The organism is Synergistota bacterium, from assembly GCA_025060595.1.
In the GTDB taxonomy this organism is placed as follows: domain Bacteria; phylum Synergistota; class GBS-1; order GBS-1; family GBS-1; genus 42-11.
The window spans coordinates 186,517-208,309 of sequence record JANXBX010000002.1 but is presented as its reverse complement, the minus strand read 5'-3'; the positions used below and the strand labels follow the sequence as shown (position 1 = coordinate 208,309).

The 21,793-nt window shown below is 41.2% G+C and carries 27 protein-coding genes; 9 read left to right on the top strand and 18 right to left on the bottom strand.

From position 1 onward, the window contains the following. The 18 genes from NZ900_02430 to dnaA form a co-directional block, all read right to left on the bottom strand. The coding region (locus NZ900_02430; protein ID MCS7232951.1) for an acetyl-CoA hydrolase at nucleotides 1–545 on the bottom strand (545 nt) is incomplete at its 3' end. A 150-nt stretch (nucleotides 546–695) separates the two neighbouring features. After that, the gene (locus tag NZ900_02425; protein MCS7232950.1) at nucleotides 696–1,028 is read right to left on the bottom strand and encodes a DUF3870 domain-containing protein; all 333 of its coding nucleotides are present in this window, start codon (nucleotides 1,026–1,028) and stop codon (nucleotides 696–698) included. A 3-nt stretch (nucleotides 1,029–1,031) separates the two neighbouring features. Beyond that, nucleotides 1,032–1,496, bottom strand: coding sequence for a chemotaxis protein CheW (locus tag NZ900_02420; GenBank protein MCS7232949.1), 465 nt, complete (start codon nucleotides 1,494–1,496; stop codon nucleotides 1,032–1,034). Nucleotides 1,497–1,508: 12 nt separating this feature from the next. After that, nucleotides 1,509–1,985 carry a ribonuclease H-like YkuK family protein gene (locus NZ900_02415; GenBank protein ID MCS7232948.1) on the bottom strand — a complete coding sequence of 159 codons (477 nt, stop codon included), beginning with the start codon at nucleotides 1,983–1,985 and terminating at the stop codon, nucleotides 1,509–1,511. A gap of 24 nt (nucleotides 1,986–2,009) precedes the next feature. Then, nucleotides 2,010–2,576, bottom strand: coding sequence for a hypothetical protein (locus tag NZ900_02410; protein MCS7232947.1), 567 nt, complete (start codon nucleotides 2,574–2,576; stop codon nucleotides 2,010–2,012). Further along, nucleotides 2,577–3,482, bottom strand: a complete 906-nt coding sequence (locus tag NZ900_02405; GenBank protein MCS7232946.1) for a bifunctional enoyl-CoA hydratase/phosphate acetyltransferase — start codon at nucleotides 3,480–3,482, stop codon at nucleotides 2,577–2,579. A 1-nt stretch (nucleotide 3,483) separates the two neighbouring features. Beyond that, nucleotides 3,484–4,584, bottom strand: coding sequence for a butyrate kinase (gene buk, locus NZ900_02400; GenBank protein ID MCS7232945.1), 1,101 nt, complete (start codon nucleotides 4,582–4,584; stop codon nucleotides 3,484–3,486). After that, a complete protein-coding gene (ilvE, locus tag NZ900_02395; GenBank protein ID MCS7232944.1) occupies nucleotides 4,550–5,434 on the bottom strand; it encodes a branched-chain-amino-acid transaminase in 885 nt (294 codons plus the stop codon). Before ilvE ends, buk begins: the two co-directional genes overlap by 35 nt. Beyond that, the gene (locus tag NZ900_02390; protein ID MCS7232943.1) at nucleotides 5,434–6,195 is read right to left on the bottom strand and encodes a creatininase family protein; all 762 of its coding nucleotides are present in this window, start codon (nucleotides 6,193–6,195) and stop codon (nucleotides 5,434–5,436) included. Before NZ900_02390 ends, ilvE begins: the two co-directional genes overlap by 1 nt. Continuing rightward, entirely contained in the window at nucleotides 6,164–6,883 is a 720-nt protein-coding gene (pssA, locus tag NZ900_02385; GenBank protein MCS7232942.1) for a CDP-diacylglycerol--serine O-phosphatidyltransferase, read from the bottom strand. The genes NZ900_02390 and pssA overlap by 32 nt, the downstream gene beginning before the upstream one ends. Then, on the bottom strand, nucleotides 6,837–7,508 hold the full coding sequence (locus NZ900_02380) for a phosphatidylserine decarboxylase family protein (GenBank protein ID MCS7232941.1): 672 nt from the start codon (nucleotides 7,506–7,508) through the stop codon (nucleotides 6,837–6,839). Before NZ900_02380 ends, pssA begins: the two co-directional genes overlap by 47 nt. Continuing rightward, a complete protein-coding gene (gene gyrA, locus NZ900_02375) occupies nucleotides 7,489–9,852 on the bottom strand; it encodes a DNA gyrase subunit A (GenBank protein MCS7232940.1) in 2,364 nt (787 codons plus the stop codon). Before gyrA ends, NZ900_02380 begins: the two co-directional genes overlap by 20 nt. Further along, nucleotides 9,849–11,741: a DNA topoisomerase (ATP-hydrolyzing) subunit B gene (gene gyrB / locus NZ900_02370; protein ID MCS7232939.1), complete on the bottom strand. Its 1,893-nt coding sequence runs from the start codon at nucleotides 11,739–11,741 to the stop codon at nucleotides 9,849–9,851. The genes gyrA and gyrB overlap by 4 nt, the downstream gene beginning before the upstream one ends. Continuing rightward, nucleotides 11,734–11,970, bottom strand: coding sequence for a hypothetical protein (locus tag NZ900_02365; GenBank protein ID MCS7232938.1), 237 nt, complete (start codon nucleotides 11,968–11,970; stop codon nucleotides 11,734–11,736). The genes gyrB and NZ900_02365 overlap by 8 nt, the downstream gene beginning before the upstream one ends. A 4-nt stretch (nucleotides 11,971–11,974) precedes the next feature. Next, nucleotides 11,975–12,265, bottom strand: a complete 291-nt coding sequence (locus NZ900_02360; GenBank protein ID MCS7232937.1) for a DUF721 domain-containing protein — start codon at nucleotides 12,263–12,265, stop codon at nucleotides 11,975–11,977. Further along, nucleotides 12,237–13,274 carry a DNA replication and repair protein RecF gene (recF, locus tag NZ900_02355; GenBank protein MCS7232936.1) on the bottom strand — a complete coding sequence of 346 codons (1,038 nt, stop codon included), beginning with the start codon at nucleotides 13,272–13,274 and terminating at the stop codon, nucleotides 12,237–12,239. Before recF ends, NZ900_02360 begins: the two co-directional genes overlap by 29 nt. After that, a complete protein-coding gene (gene dnaN, locus NZ900_02350) occupies nucleotides 13,264–14,370 on the bottom strand; it encodes a DNA polymerase III subunit beta (protein MCS7232935.1) in 1,107 nt (368 codons plus the stop codon). The genes recF and dnaN overlap by 11 nt, the downstream gene beginning before the upstream one ends. 186 nt (nucleotides 14,371–14,556) lie before the next feature. After that, nucleotides 14,557–15,888 (bottom strand): chromosomal replication initiator protein DnaA, encoded by a 1,332-nt coding sequence (dnaA, locus tag NZ900_02345; protein ID MCS7232934.1) that lies wholly within the window; start codon nucleotides 15,886–15,888, stop codon nucleotides 14,557–14,559. 210 nt (nucleotides 15,889–16,098) lie between these two features. Here dnaA and rpmH point away from each other — a divergent pair, with 210 nt between their 5' ends. Genes rpmH through NZ900_02300 form a run of 9 tightly spaced genes read left to right on the top strand, consistent with a single transcriptional unit; the run spans nucleotide 16,099 to nucleotide 21,793 of the window. Next, nucleotides 16,099–16,233: a 50S ribosomal protein L34 gene (gene rpmH, locus NZ900_02340; GenBank protein MCS7232933.1), complete on the top strand. Its 135-nt coding sequence runs from the start codon at nucleotides 16,099–16,101 to the stop codon at nucleotides 16,231–16,233. Then, the gene (rnpA, locus tag NZ900_02335) at nucleotides 16,223–16,600 is read left to right on the top strand and encodes a ribonuclease P protein component (protein MCS7232932.1); all 378 of its coding nucleotides are present in this window, start codon (nucleotides 16,223–16,225) and stop codon (nucleotides 16,598–16,600) included. The genes rpmH and rnpA overlap by 11 nt, the downstream gene beginning before the upstream one ends. Continuing rightward, entirely contained in the window at nucleotides 16,572–16,781 is a 210-nt protein-coding gene (gene yidD / locus NZ900_02330) for a membrane protein insertion efficiency factor YidD (GenBank protein ID MCS7232931.1), read from the top strand. The genes rnpA and yidD overlap by 29 nt, the downstream gene beginning before the upstream one ends. Nucleotides 16,782–16,796: 15 nt before the next feature. Then, the gene (locus NZ900_02325) at nucleotides 16,797–17,582 is read left to right on the top strand and encodes a YidC/Oxa1 family membrane protein insertase (protein ID MCS7232930.1); all 786 of its coding nucleotides are present in this window, start codon (nucleotides 16,797–16,799) and stop codon (nucleotides 17,580–17,582) included. After that, entirely contained in the window at nucleotides 17,509–18,081 is a 573-nt protein-coding gene (locus NZ900_02320; GenBank protein ID MCS7232929.1) for a KH domain-containing protein, read from the top strand. The genes NZ900_02325 and NZ900_02320 overlap by 74 nt, the downstream gene beginning before the upstream one ends. Beyond that, nucleotides 18,078–19,457: a tRNA uridine-5-carboxymethylaminomethyl(34) synthesis GTPase MnmE gene (mnmE, locus tag NZ900_02315; protein MCS7232928.1), complete on the top strand. Its 1,380-nt coding sequence runs from the start codon at nucleotides 18,078–18,080 to the stop codon at nucleotides 19,455–19,457. The genes NZ900_02320 and mnmE overlap by 4 nt, the downstream gene beginning before the upstream one ends. Continuing rightward, nucleotides 19,454–20,152: a 16S rRNA (guanine(527)-N(7))-methyltransferase RsmG gene (gene rsmG / locus NZ900_02310; GenBank protein MCS7232927.1), complete on the top strand. Its 699-nt coding sequence runs from the start codon at nucleotides 19,454–19,456 to the stop codon at nucleotides 20,150–20,152. The genes mnmE and rsmG overlap by 4 nt, the downstream gene beginning before the upstream one ends. Before the next feature lie 14 nt (nucleotides 20,153–20,166). Next, nucleotides 20,167–21,051 (top strand): ParB/RepB/Spo0J family partition protein, encoded by an 885-nt coding sequence (locus tag NZ900_02305; GenBank protein MCS7232926.1) that lies wholly within the window; start codon nucleotides 20,167–20,169, stop codon nucleotides 21,049–21,051. Then, on the top strand, nucleotides 21,020–21,793 hold the full coding sequence (locus tag NZ900_02300; protein ID MCS7232925.1) for an AAA family ATPase: 774 nt from the start codon (nucleotides 21,020–21,022) through the stop codon (nucleotides 21,791–21,793). The genes NZ900_02305 and NZ900_02300 overlap by 32 nt, the downstream gene beginning before the upstream one ends.

The window sequence follows — 21,793 nt, the reverse complement described above, 5'->3', positions numbered from 1 at the left end:
TATATATCATGCATGCCTTCAAGATCTAAAGGCTGAGTGATGTTAACCTCCACAATAACCCTCTTAGCCATCTTAACAAAGGTAGGAGAATTGCCAACAGAGGTAGAGGGAACTATGCCTCCACCCTCGTTTATAGCCACAGCTTCCACTATAGCGAAATCTATTTCACCAAGAAAGCCGTGCCTTATCATCTGAGGACATTGAGAAAGATGAATGTCTATGTAATCTACCTCCCCAGAGTTTATCTTGCACCTTAATAAATCATCAGTCTGATAAGGAAGCCTTCTTTTTATAGCACCAACCTCCGCTAAAGCCCCATCAAGCTCTGGCCCAACAGAAGCACCAGTCCATAGGCTGAGCCTTAAAAGCTCACCTTCCTTAACCCTTTCCGCCAAAGCCAAAGGAACCGCCTTAGGATAACCAGCAGGAGTAAAACCGCTACAGGCAATTACCATCCCATCACCTATTAAAGAAGCAGCCTCCCTAGGAGAAGTTACCTTAGAATGTAATTTTCCATCCCTTATCCTACTTTTAAGCTCAGTCAAAGCCTCCACCCCGCTTTAATAAAATAAAGGCTACCTCCCCATATTCCAGGAGGTAGCCTTTAATCTTTCACCCTAAAAAGAAGGCCACTCTCTTCCCTCTTCAACCCTCTCTCAGATGATGTAAGGGTATGTCAACAACACACCACCCTTTTAAGAGAGGGTCTCTTTCTCCACTATCTTCTTTCTATCTATGAAGCGCTGGCGGGCAGCATTTAAAGCCGCTATAACCGCCCCGCGTGCTTCACCATGATATCTTCTGTAAAGCTCCTTCTTTATCAAATCTAGCTCGTTTAACAAGCTCTTTCCTTTCATGCATTCGCTTAATATCCTTCGTCCGATGCTACTTGCCACACTAACCTCTACATCCATTATTATACCAGACTCTTCGTCAACTTCAAGAAAAAGACCTAAAACTTTATAAAGTTCATAAGCGGTTATATCTTGAGGAAGACGAGCATAAGCTGCTATAAAAAGGGTAGGCAACTTCTACTCTTTTGCCTCCTCACCCACCAGCTCTCCTAATTTAAGGGCCTTTTCAAGGTCAAGAAGGATTATCAGCTTGTTCTGAAGCTTTCCAACTCCCCTTATGTAAGCGGCCTCTATCCCACCCATAGCTATAGGTGGAGGAGGCTCTATATCGCTCTTAGAAAGCCTTATAACCTCTGAAACCGCATCCACCACTATGCCAAACTTAACCCCTTTTATATCAAAGACGATAATCCTAGATTGATCCGTTGCCTCTTTTGAAGGAAGAGAGAAACGCTTTCTTAGATCTATAACTGGTATAACGTTGCCCCTTAGATTCATGACCCCCTTTATGTAATAGGGCGCCTTTGGAACCCTCGTTATATCCCTCATCTTCACTATCTCTTGGATTTGAGAGACATCCACACCATACTCCTCATTTCCAAGCTTAAAGGCAATTATCAACTCCTCCAAGGTTGCAACCAAACTTAACACCTCCTAAACGTATTTATCAGCGACCTTAGTCGCCCCAAAGGAGTCAGGCTTAATCTTAGCTTCAAATCCATTACCAGTAACATAGGATATGACGCTTGCCACGATCTCCCTCGTCCTACCTTCAGGCCCCACATCTAAATGAATCTCCAGATGAGGATATTCCTCGAGCTCGATCTTTGAAAGCGCATGGCTTATCCTGCTTGCTACATCTAAACTTAAATGAGTTTCATAGAATATCCTTCTTTTAAAACCCTGATTACTTTCTTCCCTTAACCTTCTATAGAAATATATTCCTCCCTTTCCAACTCTATAAAGTACAACAGCGGTGACGAAAACGGTCTCCCCCTCTCCCTCCGAGGAATCTGTGCCTATTATAAGACGATAGGATCCATTATTCTGAGATATATAGTTCACTATAACGTTCATCATATCATCAAAAGTTAGAGCACCTTTTGTTGGACTATAAAAAATCTCTCCCACAAGCACATCACCATTAAGATTTTATCATTTTATTTTTTCGCTTTCAAGGATAAGGAGAAAAGAAAGGTAGTCTTTGAGCCTCTTAACAACAAAATCATGTCTAATCCATGGTCCGCCCAAAATAACGCCGTCAGGCTTACCCTTTAGAACGCCAGCCATGCCTCCAATACCTTTAGCCACCCAATAAAGAAAAACCTCTAAAGGTAATTCACCCTCTCTTTTAGAAAGCTCCTCTATATCCTGGATCCCATAATAGGCCTTTAGTCCTCCCTCACCATGAATAAGCTCCTTTATTTCCTTCAAAGACTTTCCCATCTCGTAATAAAGAGAAAGAGCTCCAGAGTTTGGAAGCCATCCTGAAGATACAACCCCCATAGGAGAATCCCCAGTCAAGTAGTTATCCGCATCTATAAGATGACCATCTCTCCAAGCGACTATAGAAGTTTCTAACCCCATGTAAACCGTTATCAACCTATTTGCCCCAGGAATCCTCTCTAATATCTCCTCATAAAGAATTAAATGCTCCCTCTCATGATAGAAAGGGCTTCTCTCTATCCAAGGCAACCCCGATAATCGAGCCTCATCTATCACTCAGTTCATCCTCCCTACTAAAAATACCCCTAAAGCTATAGAAAGAAGCCTGCTTTCCACATTCTGAGCCCTCGAAGTCATAACTATAGGCTTTAAAGCACCCATAACCACACCTGCAGCCCTTCCTCCTCCAGCTTGAATCAGAGCCTTACCCATCATATTGCCTGCCTCCACGTTTGGAACAATAAGCACATCAGCGTTACCAGCTACAGGGCTTCTAACTCCCTTTATCTTAGCACATCTTTCATCTATAGCAACATCAAGAGCCAATGGTCCATCGATAATAGCCCCTTTTATCTGACCCCTTAAGCCCATCAAGGTTATGGCAGCCGCCTCCACAGTGGTCGGCATAGCAGGATTAACGGTCTCAATCGCTGCAAGGAGAGCTACCTTTGGCTCTTTAATTCCCAAGTAATGCATTAGATCTATAGCATTCTCTATTATCTGTACCTTCTCAGGAATCCCAGGAGAAACTACTATAGCGGCATCGGTCAAAGCATACCATCTTCTTTTTCGAGGAACTTCAACCAAAAAAATATGACTCAAAAGCTTTCCAGTCCTAAGGCCGATCTCCTTATCCAAGACCACCTTAAGAAGATCCGCAGTCTTAATGAGCCCCTTCATTAAAAGGTCTACCTCGCCACTTCTAACCATCTTAACTGCCATCTGAGCCGCAGAAATAGAGTCACTTGTTCCCAAGATCTCCATTCCTTCTAGGTTAAAATTCCTTTCCTTCGATATACTCCAAATTTTATCTTGATTACCTAACAGTACAACGCTAGCGATCCCCTCTCTTACCGAAAGATATGCCGATTCAACGACATCCTCATCCTCCGCAGCAACTATAGCTATCCTTCTCTTACCGACATCTCTCGCCATGTTAAGCAATTCGCTTAAATCTTCCACTTCAGCCTACCTCCTTGTAAAGCCTCGCCTTTTCCTCCCCCTTGAGAACTCTCAAAGCCCCAAAGGCTAAAGCCTCCATCTCAAACTCTCCCTTATAAACTAAGACCTTGGAAAGCCATCCAATAAACTCCCCAAGGTCTTTTATCAGCTCTTCATCGTTAGCCATACCACCTGTTATAACTATAGCATCAATGTCTCCCTTTAAAACTGCGGTCATGGCTCCTATCTCTTTTGCTATCTGATAGACCATCCCCTTATAAACTAATTTAGCGTAATCATCCCCCTTTTTTATCCTCTCTCTTACATCCCTTAAGTCGGTAGTACCAAGATAGGCTTTAAGTCCTCCCTTGCCTCCAAGAACCCTTTTTATCTCAGACAGAGAGAGCCCGCTTTCTGAGGCATACTTAATCAGAGAAAGTGGGGGAAGGCCACCGCTTCTTTCAGGAGAGTACGGTCCCATATCGTTAGCCACATTCGCATCTATTATCCTACCGCCCTTAACTGCAGCTATAGAAAAACCTCCTCCGAGATGAGCAACAACAAAACTGGTTTCTTCAAGCTTTTTCCCTATATCCTTAGAGGCTTTTCTCGAAACAGCCTTTATATTTAAAGCATGAACAAGGCTTACCCTCCTTACGAAGGGTAAGCCTGTATAATAAGCAAGTTCTTGAAATTCATCTACAGAAACAGGATCCACTATGAAGGCAGGTTTTCCAAATTCGCTCGCAAGCTCAAAAGCTATTATTCCTCCTAAGTTAGATACGTGCTCCCATGGACCTCCTCTCTTTAAATCCTCAAGAAGCTTTGGAGTTAAAAGATAGGTTCCACCCTCTACCGGATCGATAAGACCACCTATCCCCACAAAGGCATCATAATTAGATAGGCTTTCACCCCTTCTATCCAAAAGCTTACAAATAAGATCCTTTCTAAAATCCCTTTGCTCAATAAAACCCTTAAATTGCGAAAGCTCTTCCTTAGAGTGATATATAACTTCACGCCAAGCTTCCTTCTCATCTATAAAAGATGCTATCTTTGTAGAAGTTGATCCTGGATTTACTACTAATATCTTAAAGGTATATCTCCACCCCCTCCTTAGAAACAAGCTCCCTAAATCTATTCATTATTTCCCGGGTAATAGGCCCTGGTTTTCCATCCCCTATAATCCTTCCATCTACCTTAACCACAGGAACAACCTCAGCCGCAGTACCACAAAGGAAGCACTCATCAGCCACATAAAGGTCGTACCTTGTAAAAACATCCTCTATAATGTCTTCCACTTCTTCTATATCCCATGCTATTTCAAGAACGGCTTCCCTTGTTATTCCCTCCAATATCCCTACCCAGGAAGGGGGAGTTATCAGGCATTTATCCTTAACTATAAAGATGTTTTCCGCCGAACCTTCCGTAACGTATCCCTCTCTTGAAAGGAGAATGGCTTCTGCCACACCGGCCCTCGTCGCTTCCCATTTAGCTAATATATGAGAAAGATAGTTTAAGCTCTTTATCTGAGGTGGAATAATATCCCCATAAGAGGCCCTTATGGATGAAGTTATCACCTCTATTCCCTTCTCATATATCTCCTTTGGAAAGAGAGCTATCTCATCAGCTATTATAACAACCGTAGGATTTTTGCATTTAGTTATGTCAAGCCCTAAGTCCCCTATACCTCTTGTTACGATCAGCCTTATATAAGCATCTTTTAGATTATTTCTTTTCACCGTTTCTATAACAGCAGCCCTCATCTCCTCAAAGGACAAGGGTATGTTTAAAAGAATAGCTTTAGCAGACTTATAAAGCCTAACTAGATGCTCATCAAGCCTAAAGATCCTACCATTATAAGCCCTTATTCCTTCGAATACGCCATCTCCAAAGAGAAAACCCTTATCGTAAACGGAAACCTTGGCCTCCCTTGCCGGTAAAAACTCTCCATTAACATAAACAAGTCTTTCCATCATTTCACCCCCCTTATACGCTCTATAAGCTCAACGAGCCTATTCACAAGATGTTCATGGTACTTCATCCCAATTTCCAATGAGGCCTTTGAAGGTCTACCATTAACTCCCCCAGATTCTCTTGCAAGCTCTTCCATACGCTTTCTTGAAGGAATGTAACACAAAGTATCCTTTAAAGAGGCAGGATCAAAGTGATATAAAAAGGTCTCTTTGGGAGAAGAGTCAACGATCTTGTCTTTCCTTAAAAGCTCGGGTCTTAATACCATCATGTGTGAAGTTTCTATTTCCTCCGCATGACCCAACTCTCCAATGCCTAACTCTTTAGAGACATAAGCAGGATCGAAGATGTAAACCTCAACATCGAAATCCTCCTTTACCCTGGAGGCAGCAAGCTGAATCCAAGGGACATTAACCACCCTATGTCCATTTATCACTATAAAATGCTTAAATCCGTGTTCAGAAAGAGAGGCCATTATGTCATATAAAAGCTCCTCAAGCACCTCTGGCCTCACTGTTACAGTTCCAGGTAAAACCATGTGATGAGGAGACCATCCATACCATAAGGGAGGAGCCACAGGAACGCCTGTTCTTCTAGAGGCTTCTTCCGCAAGCCCTATGGCAACCATAGAATCCGTCCCTAAGGGGAGATGCCTTCCGTGCTGTTCCACACTTCCAACAGGTATAATCACAATTCCCTCTTCTCTTTCAACATCCTCCCATGTTAACTCCTCAAGCCTCTTCGCCCTCTTCACCTTCCTCATCCCCTTCCCCTCTTTTCGCCAAGATCTTACCCCAGTTTATTCCCAAGGGACCGCTTAAAACATATATTGTCATAGCTACAAAGGGAGCTATCCGTAAGGATAAAACTGAAAGGCTACAAAATCCAAAAAGAAGGAAAAGAAAAACCCTCATATTAAGCTGATTTAACTTTGATATCTTTTTCAAGTTACCATATTTTATTTTGCTAACCATTAAATAAGAAACTGCAAGAATTATGGCAATTAAAGATTCGGCAGGAAAGGAAATGCCCGAGATAACGATGCTTGATATGAACCCACCTGCTGCAGTTATAGGTAAACCCAAAAAGTAAGGCCTAGATTTCATAAGGTTAAATCTCGCAAGCCTTAAAGCCCCACAGATAACGTAAATCACCCCTACCATAGCCCCGAATAGAGCATACATATTAAGAGAATAAACATACATTAATATTGCAGGAGCAGCTCCAAAAGAGACGATATCCGCAAGAGAGTCAAACTCCTTACCAAAATCTCCACTTACTCCCAACATCCTCGCTATCTTTCCATCGAGAAAGTCGAAAGCTATAGCGATAAGTATGAGTCCGCTAGCAGCCATAACATGCCCTTGCGTAAGCAATATCAGCGCTAAAACCCCACACATTAAGTTACCGCTCGTTAGAAAGTTCGGCCACCTTTCTTTCTTCATTTTCATCTTTATTTATCACCCCCAATATCGTTTCTCCTGCTTTTACCCTATCTCCCACTTTAACGAAAAGCTCAACAGAAGTAGGAAGATAAAGATCCACCCGGGATCCGAACTTTATTATACCTATTCTATCTCCCTTCCTTAGAAAGTCTCCTTCTTTAGGATAAGTCACTATTCTGCGAGCTACGAATCCAGCCACCTGGACCAAGAGAACCTTTATCTTTCCCTCTATTCCTAAATAGCTTCTTTCGTTTAGCTTAGAGGATTTAGAACCAAAGGCCATCTTTTTAAAGCCTCGAACGTAATCACGATAAACCACCTTTCCATCTATAGGAGAACGATTCACATGGACATTAAGTAAGCTCATAAAAATGCTTACCTTCTTTGCCTCAGATTTTAAAAATCTATTATCATAGGATTCTACTACCTCCAATACCCTTCCATCGGCAGGAGAAAGAATTAAATTGTTATCCTGAGGTATCTCTCTTTCTGGGTCCCTAAAGAAATAAACCAAAAAGAAAAAGATTACTAAAAAGGGAATAGAAAACAAAGGGTGAATAAGGGATAAAAAAACAAATATAGCAAAGCTAAAATAGATTAGCCTCCTTCCCTCAGGCGCTAAATAAAACATCAACTATCTCATCCCCCTCCTCAAGCTCAAAGAGCCTTTGACCCTTTTTCTCCCTTGTCAAAATGGGAATATCCTCAGCCTTAATCTTAAGTATAACCCCTTTTCTGCTTATTGCTAAAATTTCAGCATCGTGGCCAAAGCTCCAGCATCCTATAACCCGGCCATGCTTATCACTCGGCGGATAGATATAGGCTCCTCTTCCAGGTCCGCTTCTGAATGGTATCTCCTCAATGGGAAGCCCTTTAACATACCCGTAAGAGGTAACCACTAAAACCTTATCACCTTTTAGGATATCAGCTCCTACAAGCGCTTCTTCTTCCGATAAAACCATGGCTCTGACGCCACCAGTTGCAGGATTTGAGGCCCTTATAAAAGAAGTCCTTATCCTGAACCCTTTGCCGGCACTCGAAAGAAGCACCATCTCCTCAGAATCTCCTCCAAACCTAACTCTAACTATCTCGTCACCCTCATCAAGCCTAATTAACCTCCTTCCCGACCTTCTTTTCATATCACCAAGAAGGGTTACTTCTATCTTCTTCACCAACCCCCTTTTCGTGAAAAGATAGATATACTCTCCCTCTCTTAAAACCTTGAAAGCCACAGGTCTGTCATCCCCAAGATCGAAGAGAACCCTTAAGTTTATCCCCCTTCCACTAAACGCCTGTAAGGGAATTTTTTCATCAAGCTCAAGAGAAAACACCTTCCCCGCGGAGGTAAAGATCAAAAGCTTATCACCCGTCTCAGCGCCCGTTCCCATAAGAGGAACATCTCCCTCTATAAGCTCAAGCTTCATTCTTCCTCTTCTTTCTCCCTCTTCTCTAAACCTCAGGTACCCTTCACGAGAGAGCGTCACTATAAACTTCTTAGCGGGAATCTCCGGCTCCTCAGGAACAAATTTCAAGATCTCCGTCCTTCTTTTATCCCCATATTTACCCTTTATTTCGAGAAGCTCCTCCTTTATCAAAGAAAGAAGCTTGCTTTCGCTTTCAAGAATGCCTTTAAGCTCTGCTATAAGCTTCAGCTTCTCCTCAAGCTCCTCCTCTATCTTACTTCTTTCCAAGTTAGTCAATCTACCTAAGGGCATCTTAAGTATCTCCTCTGCCTGAAGCTCGCTCAGACTTAGACGCTCCATAAGCTTCACCTTAGCTTCCTCCTGAGTCTGAGAGCCTCTTATAAGAGAAATAACCAAGTCTATATGGTCAAGCGCTATCTTAAAACCCAAAAGTATATGGGCCCTTCTTTCCGCATTTTTGAGCCTAAAAGAGGTCCTCCTTCTTACAACCTCTTTTCTGTGATCGATATACACCTGCATCATGTCCTTTATTCCCATCACTCTTGGAGCGTTATCAACTAGAGCGAGATTTATTACTCCAAAGGTGGTCTCAAGTTGAGTATGTTTGTAGAGAAAGCCAAGAATTGCCTCAGGCGAGGCCCCCTTACTAAGCTCGATAACTATACGCATACCTCTTCTATCGCTTTCATCCCTTAGATCAGATATTCCCTCTATCTTCTTCATCTTAACTAAATCAGCAATGCTTTTTATAAGCAAAGCTTTACTTACATTGTAAGGTATCTCGGTTATGACTATCCTGTTAACTTTTCCTCTCTCTATGTGAGCTCTTCCCCTTAAAAGGATCTTCCCCCTACCCGTTTCCATGTACTCTTTAATACCCTCAACTCCACAAACTATTCCTCCCGTTGGAAAGTCCGGACCCGGAACAAATCTCATAATCTCGTTTACAGTGGCTTGGGGGTTATCTATAAGATAGATTAAAGCGTCTATAATCTCTCCCAAGTTATGAGAGGGGATGGAAGAGGCCATCCCTACCGCTATACCCGATGTACCATTGACCAAAAGATTGGGAAACTTAGCGGGTAAGACCGACGGCTCCTCCAAAGAACCATCAAAATTCGGCATCCAATCAACGGTCTCCTCCTCAAGCTCTCCTAGAAGCTCCATACCAAGGGGGGAAAGTCTCGCCTCCGTATATCTCATAGCTGCAGGAGGATCCCCATCAATCGAACCGAAGTTTCCCTGCCCATCAACAAGAGTATAACGATAAGAAAAGTCCTGGGCCATCCTCACCAAAGCCTCGTATACTGAAGCATCTCCATGAGGATGATATTTACCTAAAACCTCTCCAACTACGCGAGCGCTCTTTTTAAAGGGAGAGCCTGGCCTTAAGTTTAGCTCCTTCATAGCAAAAAGTATTCTTCTTTGAACAGGTTTAAGGCCGTCTCTCGCATCGGGGATCGCTCTCCCAACGATTACGCTCATCGCATAGTCAAGATAGCTATATTTAAGTTCATCTTCAAAACCTAAGCTTAAAACCCTCTCCATCATATGTCGAGATTCCTAACCTCCTTTGCATGCTCTTGAATAAACCTTCTCCTAGGCTCAACCCTATCCCCCATTAAGATTTCAAGAAGCCTTTCTGCCTCAATAGCATCTTTAATAGTAACCCTATATAAGGACCTCATCCCTGGATCCATCGTCGTCCTCCAGAGAGTCTCTGGGTTCATCTCTCCTAAGCCTTTGTATCTTTGAACCAGCAACTTCTCTCCATCACACTCTTTCAATAGCTTCTGAAGCTCCTCCTCTTTATATAAGAATCTCTCGCTTTTACCTAGCTTAACATAATAAAGAGGAGGCTGTGCTATATAAAGATGCCCCTTTTCTATTATCTGTCTAGCATATCTAAAGAAAAAGGTAAGTAAAAGAGCCCTTATGTGAGCACCATCTATATCCGCATCAGTCATAAGTATTATCTTGTGATATCTAAGCTTATTAATATCAAAGTTTTCTCCAATGCCCGTACCAAGAGCCGATATCAAAGCCCTTATTTCTTCGTTATTCAATATCTTAGAGAAAGTAGCCTTCTCTACATTTAAAATCTTTCCCTTTAACGGCAATATCGCTTGAAAGGCTCTATCTCTTCCCTGTTTTGCTGAACCCCCAGCAGATTCCCCTTCCACTATGAAAAGCTCAGCCTTTTCAGGATCTCTAGTCTGGCAATCAGCGAGCTTACCTGGTAAAGAGTCGCTTAAAAGTAAGCTCTTTCTTCTAACGAGATCTCTCGCCTTCTTGGCTGCCTCTCTCGCTTGATGACTTCTCAGGGCTCTTGATACGATCTCAGATAAAATCTTAAGGTTTCCCTCAAAAGCAAGGGTTAATTTATCTTTAAGAACTTCCTCAACTATTGATCTCACATTTGGGTTTCCAAGCTTAGTTTTAGTCTGCCCCTCAAACTGGGGCTCGGGTAACTTAATGGAAACTACTCCTACTATCCCCTCTTTCAGATCCTCCCAACTTAGTTTAGGATCTTTCGCCTTAAGTATCTCGTGAGTTCTCGCTAAATCGTTTACTACCTTAGTCAAAGCTGACTTAAAGCCTATAAGATGGGTTCCTCCTTCCACGTTTTTTATAAGATTAGCAAAGGCATAAATCCTCTCTTCTACGTCATCTACGTGAGTGAAAGCTACCTCTATCTCTACATCTTCCTTCTCACCAGAGAGAATCAGTGGAGCATAAATCTCCTCCTTATCCCCACATAGAAACTTTACAAAGCTATGTATTCCTTTCTCCTCATAAAAGGTTTCCTCTTTTCCTGCCCTTTCATCCTTAAGGGATATCTTAAGGCCCGGAACCAAGAAGGCTATCTCACGAATCCTTTCACTCACAATGTCATAATCGAAGCTTAATCCCCTTTCAAATATCTCCGGATCTGGCTTAAAGGTTACTTCCGTCCCTGTTTGAGCGGAGAAGCCAACCACTTTAAGCTCTTCGATCGCCTTCCCCCTTTTATACCTCTGCATAAAGACCTTTCCTTCTCTAAAAACCCTAACTTCAAGCTCCTCGCTCAAGGCGTTAACGACAGATACGCCAACGCCGTGAAGTCCTCCCGAAACCTTATAAACCTTTTTCGAAAATTTTCCTCCCGCATGAAGATAGGTTAAAACGGTCTCCAAGGCAGACTTTCCCGTCTTAGGATGTATATCTACAGGTATTCCTCTCCCATTATCAAAAACGGTTGCCTTGCCATCCTTTCTTAAAACCACTTGAATGAAACTACAATAGCCTGCCAATGCCTCATCTACAGAGTTGTCAAGAACCTCGAAGAGAAGATGATGATACCCCCTCTTACCGGTATCACCTATATACATCCCAGGACGTTTTCTTACAGCCTCTATACCCTCAAGAACATCTATCTCCTGTGCGGTATACTTAGACATTTTCCCCTTTCCTCCACTTCCTTATTCTATTTAAGATGGTCGAGGTCATGGAATTTGTATAAATACCCCTTCCATCCACAGTTATAACAAGCGTCCTTGGAATCATCCCCTCAGGGTCTTCCTCTATCTTTAACCCTTCCGGAACTACAAAATTACACCTTTTAAGATTTATTATCATCAAGATGTCATCAGAAGAAAGAACGTTTCCCCCTCCCAAAATGACATACATAGTTTTACACCTTCCTCCCTAAAAAGAGCTTAGGCATTGGGAAAAACCTTATCTTATTTATATCATATCCTTTCAGCATATCCAAGAACTTCTCCTCCCTTAATTGGAATTCCTTGGCCCATGCCCCATCAGGAACAGCAACCTCAAGACATCCATCCTTTAGCTCTAAAGGCTGCGTCCTTCTAGCAAGATCTTCTCCCACAAGCTTAGGCCATTCAATCTTAATTCTTTCTTTTTCTATTCTCTTCTTATGTTGTCTTAATATGTTATCTATTATACTTCCTAACTTCTCCATTTTCCACCTCAAACAGCTCAAAATCATCGCCTATTAGATCCTTGCTTAGGGTTGTTACGAAAATCTGAACATCTAAGGAGCTTATATCCTCTCTTAAAGCGGATATCTTAGATTGATCAAGCTCCGATATTATTTCGTCAACTAAAAATATTGGCAACCTCCTGGAACTCTTAAATAGGGCTATAACCTTATTAAAAAGCTTCCACATAAGCCATTTTTTCTCTCCCCTTGAGCTGAATCTCCTGTAAGAAAATCCCTCCTTTTTAAATATCTCAAACTCATCAAGATGAGGACCAAATAAGGCAAAACCTCTTTTAATTTCTTTCTCTCTGAGAGAGCTAAAGGCCTTTTTTAAAGCTTCGTAATCAAGCTCAAGCCTTAAGCCTGAGGGCTTATAAACTATGCTTATTTCATCATCGCTTAAACGATCAAGCAGCCTTTTTCTGCTTTCCCATATATGGAGGGAGACCTTTAAAAGCCTCTCATTTAGGAAATCCAATACCTTCGAGATCCTTTCTCCCTTAGATAATGCGGCATTTTTCTCTTTCAATATCTTTAAGTAAATCCTGTAGTTAGATAGATATCCTTCTTCTAGCTGAGATAAAACTCTGTTTAAGAAATCCCTTCTAAGCTTAGGCGGTCCATCAAGCATAGAAAGCTCATCAGGAGAGAGAAAAAAAACCGGAATTTCTCCTATAAGCTTTAAGCGAGCTATATTCTTTCCATTAACCTGAAGCTTCTTAGCAGAAGAGGAGATAGAAAGCTTTACATTAAATATCTCCTCTCCATCAAAATCCCCTTCAAGAAAGGAGGATCTTTCCCCCCATCTTATAACTTCGCTATCCCTTGAAGTTCTAAAGGATCTTCCCCAACATAGCATATACAAAGCCTCTAGGATTGTCGTTTTTCCCGACCCATTTGGACCAAAGATGAGATTCCTTTCGCCAAATTCAAGTTCGATGGTCTTAAATCTTCTAAAGTTAACTGCATTAAGAGCTTTAATCTTCATCAGGGATAGCTACTGGCATTAATATATAGAGAAAGTCATCTTTCCCCTCCCTCGTTATCAACGCCTGCTCTAAGGGCCCTCTAAAAGCCATAGAAAAATAGTCAGCATCTACATGTCTCATCATATCTAAAAAGAATCTAACATTAAAGGCGATCTTTAACGGCTCGCCATCGAACTCAACGGGAATCCTTTCCTTTCCGGAACCAAGCTCAGGTACATCTCCGCTTATTAACATCTCTCCCTTTTCTATCTCGATCTTTATTATATTTCCCCTTTCCTTAACTAAATAGCTCATCCTTTCCATAGCAGATTCGATTTCCTCAGCTGGTACTACTATTTTGGTTATCCAGCTAGTAGGTATAACTTTTTCATAGGGAGGAAACTCCGCATCGATGAGCCTGGTCCATAATACAGCATCTTCCCATTTAAATACCACTTCGCCTTTAGATTCATACATTTCTATTTTACCAAGGGTCATTATCCTTCTTAACTCTTCAAGAGTAGTTATAGGAACTAAATACTTTCCCGTTTTATACGTATTAACGGGCATCTTAGACAAAGCAAGCCTTTTAGCATCAGTAGAAACTAAACGAAGCTCTCCTTCCCTAACATCAAATAAAGTTCCTGCAAGGTACGGTGGAATTTCATCATGAGGAGAGCCAGCAAAGATCGTTTCTCTTATCATCTTAGAGAAGAGATCACATTCGGTTCTAAAGACAAGATTAGCTTGCTCTAACTTTGGAAATTCAGGATAATCCTCCAAAGAATAAGTAGAAAAGCTATACTCTATGCCATGACTTTTTAAGTAAAGAATATTATCTTTTGTTTCAAGCTCCAGGGGCTTTTCAGGAAGCCTTCTTACTATATCATAGAAGTTTTTCAAGGGTATAATAGCTTTCCCTACTTCGTCAACTCTCATAGGTCTTATGTCCGTTTGAACACCTATCTTTAAGTCAGTTCCCTTTAAGCTTATCTTATTTTCATCCGCTTCTATAAGGCTTCCAGACAGAATAGTTATTGAGCTTTTAGGATTTATAGCTCTCGCTACAAGCTGAAGCCCTCTTAAAAACTCATCCCTTTCCACAGTAACCTTCATAATCTATCCCTCCTATCTTAAAGCCTAGAATATAGAAGTAACTGTAGTAGATAAGGTGAATGATGTGAAAATAAAACTTTTTCCTTTTTTCTCTAAGATCATTTTTTCACAAGCTCTGTGAAAGACCCTGGCTGACTTATCCACATTTTACACAAAACCTTTATCTGCCCCTAATTCATCCACATCTCATATACCCAGCTTTCCACAGATTCTTTCAATCTTTCTCTTAACTTCTGGGTTACTCTTTATCAGTTGCCCGATTTTCCTATGAGCGTGTATTACAGTCGTATGATCCTTTTTTCTAAACTCTTTTCCTATTTGTTGAAGAGATAGATTCGTATACTCTCTTGCTAAGTACATCGCTATCTGTCTCGGTAAGGAAAACTCCTGGGCTTTCTTTTCGCTTACTAAATCTCCTAAGGAGATCTCAAACTCTAAGGCTACCGCATTTTTAATATCCTCAATGCTTAAGGTCTTCTTCTTAACGGGAAGTATATCTCTAAGGATTCCTGCTGCTTTTTCCACTGTAATATCCTCATCCTTATGAAGGGAGAAATGAGCTACCACTTTTATTAAGGCTCCTTCAAGCTCTCTTATGTTTGATGTAAAATTCTCTGCTATAAATATTACTACATCTTCGGGAAGATAGATCTTTTCAAGCTCCATCTTCTTTTTGAGTATTGCTACCCTCGTTTCAAATTCTGGAGGCTGTATATCAGCTAGTAATCCCCATTCAAACCTCGATACAAGCCTATCCTCTAGATCAGGGATCTCCTTAGGTGGCCTGTCACTTGATATAACGATTTGCTTATTTGCTTCATAAAGGGTGTTAAAGGTGTGGAAGAATTCCTCCTGCGTTCCCTCTTTTCCCGATAGAAATTGTATGTCATCAATAAGCAAGATATCCACATTTCTATACTTCCTTCTAAAGGTGTTGGTACTATCGTCTCTAATAGCGTTTATAAGCTCGTTTGTAAACTTCTCTGAGGAAACGTAAACGACCTTCGTTTTTGGATTTCTCTTAAGTACGTAATGGGCAATTGCATGCATTAGGTGAGTTTTCCCTAGACCTACACCCCCATAGATGAAAAGAGGATTATAAGCTCTACCAGGAGATTCTGCTACAGCTAAGGCTGCTGCATGAGCAAGCTTGTTACACTTCCCTATTACAAACGTTTCAAACACATACTTTGGATTTAAGCCATAGTACTGGTAGTCTATCTCCTCCTTGAAACTATCTTCGACTTTCGCTTCGTTTTCTTCCTGGTGCCCCTCAGCTATATGGACCTCGATGTTTACGCTCTTACCTAATAGGTCGTAAAGCACATTTTCTATTATCTTTGCAAACCTTCTTTTGACATGTTCAGCGGTAAACCTATTAGGTGCTTCCAGAATAAGAGAATCTCCTTTTAATTCTAAGGGCTTTAAGGTTTTTATCCACCCTTCAAAACTTGGTTTAGATACCACCTGTTCGATTTTTTTTAGGGACTTTTGCCATATTTCCTCTGCATCAGGCATATTCATCACCATCCACAAATTGATATCCACAATATTCACAGGGTTATGTGGATAAATTTCCTATGGAAATTAAGGAACATCCGGTTAATTTTATCCACACAGATATCCACATGTGGATAAAGCTAACCTTATCATAGCAAAAGGCTTACCTGTTGACAAGGTGCAAAGAAACATGTATAGTTTAAAAGGCAAGGAAGGAGGGAGGAAAGCATGAAGAGAACTTATCAACCCCATAATTTGCCTAGAAAAAGAACCCATGGTTTTCTTGTTAGGATGTCAACACCAAGCGGTCGTAAGATAATCAAAAGGAGAAGAAAGAAAGGCCGTTGGCGCCTTGCGGTTTAAATTTCCAAAGGAGGTGAGGCTGAACAAAACTAGAGAGATAATAGAGGTTATTAGGAAGGGGAGCGTTATTAAAGAGGAGGATTTTAATTTCTTTTATCTTTTCAAGGGTAGTGGAAGCTCTAAGTTCGGGTGTATAGTTCCCAGGAAGGTTGGAAACGCTCCAAGGAGAAACAGAATAAAGAGGATTTTAAGGGAAGTTTTCAGGTTGAATAGGTGGCGATTGAAAGAAGGTTTTTGGATGATAGTTTTAGTTAAGCAAAGTAGGGGCGATGACACTTTTAGGAACTGGTGTGATAGGCTTGAAAAGATTTGGAGAAAGGCAGGGGTGATAAGAGAGGATGAAGATAGCAATACTTCTCTTTCTTAAGTTTTATAGGAAATTTATCTCCCCTCTTTATCCTCCTGTTTGTCGATTCAGGCCTACGTGTTCCCTTTATGCCTATGAAGCTATAGGTAAATATGGGGTCTTAAAAGGGGGATATCTGGCGTTAAGAAGGCTCTTTCGCTGTCACCCCTTTCACCCAGGAGGCTATGATCCAGTTCCTTAGGAAGGAGGGAAAGCATTGGGTAGCTTATGGCAAGCTGCAAGCGACCTTGTCCGAAGCGCTCTTGTATATTTCTATAACCTTACAGGAAATGCTGGACTGGCGATAATTCTTTTAACTATAGTGGTTAGGCTCTTGTTATATCCTCTTATGCATAAGCAGCTTAAATCCATGCAGCAGATACAGAAGCTTCAACCCCGCATAAGGAGACTTCAGGAGAAGTATAAAAACGATAAGGAGAAGCTGAATCAAGAGCTTATGAAGCTTTATAGGGAAGAGGGAGTTAACCCTGCTTCAGGCTGTCTACCCCTTTTAGCTCAGATGCCTATTTTAATCCTACTTTTTAATGTTCTTATGAACCATAGGTTCGAAAACCCTTCCTTTCTGTGGATTAAAGATCTAAGTAAACCAGATATAGTTTTGCTTGTACTTGTTGTTTTGGAAACTTTCCTCCACCAGAAGTTTACAGCTACTGTTGAAGCTAATCCTCAAGCGAAGATGATGAATTGGATAATGCCTATATTTATCCTGTTAATAGCTTATAACCTTCCTGCGGGTGTTCTTCTTTACTGGCTCGTTTCAAGCCTTATAGGATTGGGGCATCAACTTTACGTTATGAGAAAATTTAGTGCTGATGAAGGTACGAAGGTTAAGCTTTATAAGGAACCGCCTCGTAAGGTGAAGGAGGGACCACAGGATGAAGGAATGGTTGGAAGCGGAGGGGAAAACTTTGGAGGAAGCGAAAAAGAAAATCTTGGAAGAGCTGAGGATGAAAGAGGAGGAGGTAGAGTGGGAAGTGGTTGAGGAGGAGAGGAAGTTTCTTGGGCTTTTAGGACAAAGAGTTAAGGTTCGTGGAAGACCTAAGTACAGCCCTCATGTGATTCAAGCGAGAAACATTCTTAAAGATTTGCTGAATCTTATGAAAGTTGATGCATCAATAAAGATAGCAGATGGTAACGTGATAACCATAGAGGGTAAGGATGCGGGCCTTCTTATAGGTAAAAGAGGAATAACCTTGCGAGCTCTTGAGGAATGGATCAATATGGCGATCTCTAAAGAGCACTACCCTAAACGGGTTGAGCTTGATGCGGGTGGATATAAGGAGAAAAGGAAAAAGAAGCTGAGGGAAGTGGCTTTGAAGATAGCGAGAAAAGTAGAAGAGGAAAAGAAACCCTTTACCTTAGAGCCCATGCCTGCATGGGAAAGAAGAATAATACATATGACTCTTAAGGATCACCCGCGAGTTTATACAATGAGCGTGGGAGGGGAACCTTATAGGAAGGTAGTGATAGCTCCGAAGTGAGAGAAGGAGACACAATAGCTGCTATAGCGACGCCATGGGGAGAAGGCGGTATCGCTATAGTTAGGCTAAGTGGCCCTCAAGCTATAGAGATAGCGGATAAGGTATTCAAAGGAAAGAGAAAGAGCTTGAAAAACATGCCAACCTATACCATGGCTTACGGGCATATAGTTAATCCGTCGACGGGTGAGGAAATAGATGAGGTAATAGTCTCTCTTATGCGGGCTCCTTATAGCTATACTAGAGAGGATGTAGTGGAGATAAACTGTCATGGTGGAACATTGGTAGCGAGCAGGGTTTTAGAGTTAGTTTTAGCGGCGGGTGCTCGCCTGGCTGAACCAGGTGAGTTTACCCGCCGTGCTTTTTTAAATGGCAGGATAGATCTAATACAAGCTGAGGCTGTCTTGGAAATAGTGAGGGCAAAAAGCGAAGAAGCGATAAAGATAGCTAGCCGTAAGCTTAAGGGAGAGTTCGGAAAGAGGCTTTCTTCCTTGAGAAATAAGCTTTTAAATTTAGCATCTTGGGTGGAGGCCTCATTGGATTTTCCTGAAGAGGATATTCCTCTCATATCTCCTGAAGATGTGGAAGAAAGGCTTAAGGAAATTTTGATCGATCTTAATAAGATAATAGCCTCTACAAAAGCTGGTTCCATATACAGGGAAGGAGTAAGGGTTGTAATATGTGGAAAACCAAATGTAGGAAAATCCTCCTTATTGAATGCTTTGCTTCAAGAAGCCAGGGCCATAGTAACCTCTATTCCTGGTACTACAAGGGATCTTATAGAAGAGGTTCTAAATATTAAAGGGGTTCCTATAAGGTTAGTAGATACAGCAGGAATAAGAAGAGCGAAGGATGAAATTGAAAGGGAAGGGATATCGAGAAGCCTTTCTCAGATAGAGAACGCAGATATAGTCCTTTTGGTTTTAGATTCAAGCGTTATCTTAGAGGAAGAGGATATATCTATAATTGAAAAATTAAATGGTAAAAGGGTTATAGTGGTTTATAATAAAAAAGATCTTCCTAAGAAGATCGATCCTGCAGAAGTAAGAGCTCTTCTCCCTTCAAGTAAGGAAGTGTGGATTTCTGCTCTTTACGAAGAAGGGATAGATCAGCTGAAAGAGATTATACTTATGGAAATTCAAGAAGGAATGGATTTAAGCGGTGAAGTTTGGATGACTTCCATGAGAAACATGGAGTATTTAGAGAGAGTTAGCTCTTCTTTAAAAGATTCCATTGAGTCTTTAAGGAAAGGGTTGCCTTATGATGTTGTCTCTGTTGGAATTCAAGAAGCTCTACGCTCTATAGGTGCAATTACGGGAGAGGAGTGGACTGAAGAGATGTTAGATATAATCTTCTCTCAGTTTTGCATAGGAAAATGATAGAGGTTTTCAAGGAGGAGGGCTTTTTTTTAACACCTCAAGAGGAGAAAAAATTCTATAGGTATTTAGAGCTGATTCTTTCAGCCCCTTTTAACATTACCTCGATTTCCTTAAGGGATCCCAAAGCTATAGCTTATAGGCACTTTATAGATTCGATTCAAATAGTTAAGTTTCTTGACCTTTCTTCACTTAATAGCCTTCTTGATGTTGGTACTGGTGGAGGTTTTCCAGGTATACCCATAAAAATATTAAAACCTCATTTAGAGCTTCTTCTCTTAGAGTCGGTGGAAAAGAAGATCTCTTTCTTAAAGGAAGTAGTTTTAGAGCTTTCGCTTCCTAATGTTAAAATTCTTTTAGGTAGGGCTGAGGAGCTTGGGAGGCAAAAACAGTTTAGGGAAAGCGTAGATATTGTAGTTTCAAGAGCAGTTGCATCGCTTAATGTTTTGCTAGAGTTAACGATTCCTTTTTTGAAAATAGGAGGCTTGCTTGTAGCTTATAAAGGGAAAAGGGTTTTTGAGGAAATTGATGAGGCTCAAAATGCTCTTAATTTGCTTAACTGTGAGTTGGAAAAGGTAGAAGAGTATTATATAAAAGCTATTGACTTTAAGGGTTATTTAGTGTTTATTAGAAAAAGGGGAGAAACTCCTGCTAAATATCCAAGGAAAACGGGGATCCCATTTAAAAGACCGTTGTAAGGAGGTGATAGTTTGTGTGGTTTGGGAAAGCCAAGGGAGAGAAAAAGGAAGATCTTAGTCAGTCGTTACAGGCTCTTAAGGTCGAAAGGACGGAGGGAGAGAAAGGGGTAAGAAGCATTTCCATCGACTCGATAGTCCTTAATCCTTATCAGCCAAGGAAGAATATAGATGCTGAGTCTTTAGAGGAGCTTGCCTCTTCGATAAAGGAAGTAGGGGTTCTTCAGCCTATTATCGTAAGGGAGATAGGGGAGAATAGATATGAGCTAATAGCTGGTGAAAGAAGATGGAGGGCTGCAAGGTTAGCCGGGCTTTCTTACATTCCTGCCATGGTGGTTGAGGCAACGGACAAGGAAGCACTCTCTTTCGCTCTTGTAGAAAACCTTCAAAGATCAGACTTAAATCCAATAGAGGAAGCTTATGGATATAAGAGGCTGATGCAAGAGTTTGACTTAACTCAAGAGGAAATAGCGCAGATGGTAGGGAAAAAGCAATCTACTATAGCAAATAAGCTTAGATTGTTAAGGCTTCCACTTGTTGTTCAGGAAAAACTGATGGATGGGACCATAACAGAGAGACATGCGAGAGCCCTGTTAAAGCTTTCCTCTGAATCAGATATGATCAAAGCGTTAAAGCAGATAGAACAGAGAAAGTTAAATGTTAATCAAACGGAAGAGTTGGTAGATAAAATGCTAGGTTTAATTTCCCGGGAAATGAAGGAGAGAGAATCTACACCTCAAACGCTGGAAGATTTGTATAGTATTATTTCTAAAACACTTTCGAAGTTTAAAAAATATGGTTTAACTTTTAACGTGATTTTGGATGAGGAAAGGAATGAGCTGAGGATTTCTTTTTTAAGGGGTGAAGGAAATGAAGAGTGGCAGGGTAGTGGCTCTCGCTAATCAAAAGGGTGGTGTTGGAAAGAGCACTACTGCAGTGAATCTATCTTCGGCGATCGCTTCCTTAGGGAAGAAGGTGCTTCTTGTAGATGTGGATCCTCAGGGAAACGCTACAAGTGGATTGGGTATAGAGAAGGAGGAGATTAAAAATAGCTTGTATGATGTCCTTCTGGGAAGGATTAAGGCGGAAGAGGCTATAATTAAGGGGGTATATAAAAACCTCGATCTTATCCCTTCCAACATAGATTTGGCGGGAGCCGAGATAGAGTTAGTTAACGCTGTTTCACGTGAAACGCGTCTAAAGAGAGGTTTGGAGGGACTAGTAGATAGGTATGATTATATATTTATGGATTGTCCTCCTTCTCTGGGGCTTTTAACTATAAACGCTTTAACGGCTGCTGATGGGGTTGTTATACCTATTCAATGTGAATATTATGCCCTTGAAGGATTGGGTCAGCTTTTAAAGACTATAGATTTGGTAAAGGAGTATCTCAATCCTAAGTTAGAGATTTATGGGGTTCTTCTAACGATGTTTGACTCGAGAACGAAACTTGCTCAGCAGGTTGCGGATGAAGTGAGAAATTATTTTAAGGATAAGGTATACAAATCTATCATACCCAGAAGCGTGAGGGTTAGCGAGGCTCCAAGTTATGGAAAGCCTGTAATATACTATGCTCCTCAATCTAATGGGGCACAAGCCTATATTTCGCTTGCGAAGGAGTTTGTAAGGGGAAGGAGAGGATAA

Excerpts from the sequence above, each read along its gene's own strand:
- dnaA (MCS7232934.1), bottom strand. The coding sequence starts at position 15,888 with ATGCCTGATGCAGAGGAAATATGGCAAAAGTCCCTAAAAAAAATCGAA.
- yidD (MCS7232931.1), top strand. The coding sequence starts at position 16,572 with ATGAAGATAGCAATACTTCTCTTTCTTAAGTTTTATAGGAAATTTATC.
- gyrB (MCS7232939.1), bottom strand. The coding sequence starts at position 11,741 with ATGTCTAAGTATACCGCACAGGAGATAGATGTTCTTGAGGGTATAGAG.
- pssA (MCS7232942.1), bottom strand. The coding sequence starts at position 6,883 with ATGAAAATGAAGAAAGAAAGGTGGCCGAACTTTCTAACGAGCGGTAAC.
- NZ900_02360 (MCS7232937.1), bottom strand. The coding sequence starts at position 12,265 with ATGGAGAAGTTAGGAAGTATAATAGATAACATATTAAGACAACATAAG.
- recF (MCS7232936.1), bottom strand. The coding sequence starts at position 13,274 with ATGAAGATTAAAGCTCTTAATGCAGTTAACTTTAGAAGATTTAAGACC.
- rpmH (MCS7232933.1), top strand. The coding sequence starts at position 16,099 with ATGAAGAGAACTTATCAACCCCATAATTTGCCTAGAAAAAGAACCCAT.
- dnaN (MCS7232935.1), bottom strand. The coding sequence starts at position 14,370 with ATGAAGGTTACTGTGGAAAGGGATGAGTTTTTAAGAGGGCTTCAGCTT.
- gyrA (MCS7232940.1), bottom strand. The coding sequence starts at position 9,852 with ATGATGGAGAGGGTTTTAAGCTTAGGTTTTGAAGATGAACTTAAATAT.
- rsmG (MCS7232927.1), top strand. The coding sequence starts at position 19,454 with ATGATAGAGGTTTTCAAGGAGGAGGGCTTTTTTTTAACACCTCAAGAG.
- ilvE (MCS7232944.1), bottom strand. The coding sequence starts at position 5,434 with ATGGAAAGACTTGTTTATGTTAATGGAGAGTTTTTACCGGCAAGGGAG.
- NZ900_02300 (MCS7232925.1), top strand. The coding sequence starts at position 21,020 with ATGAAGAGTGGCAGGGTAGTGGCTCTCGCTAATCAAAAGGGTGGTGTT.
- NZ900_02390 (MCS7232943.1), bottom strand. The coding sequence starts at position 6,195 with ATGAGGAAGGTGAAGAGGGCGAAGAGGCTTGAGGAGTTAACATGGGAG.
- NZ900_02365 (MCS7232938.1), bottom strand. The coding sequence starts at position 11,970 with ATGTATGTCATTTTGGGAGGGGGAAACGTTCTTTCTTCTGATGACATC.
- NZ900_02380 (MCS7232941.1), bottom strand. The coding sequence starts at position 7,508 with ATGTTTTATTTAGCGCCTGAGGGAAGGAGGCTAATCTATTTTAGCTTT.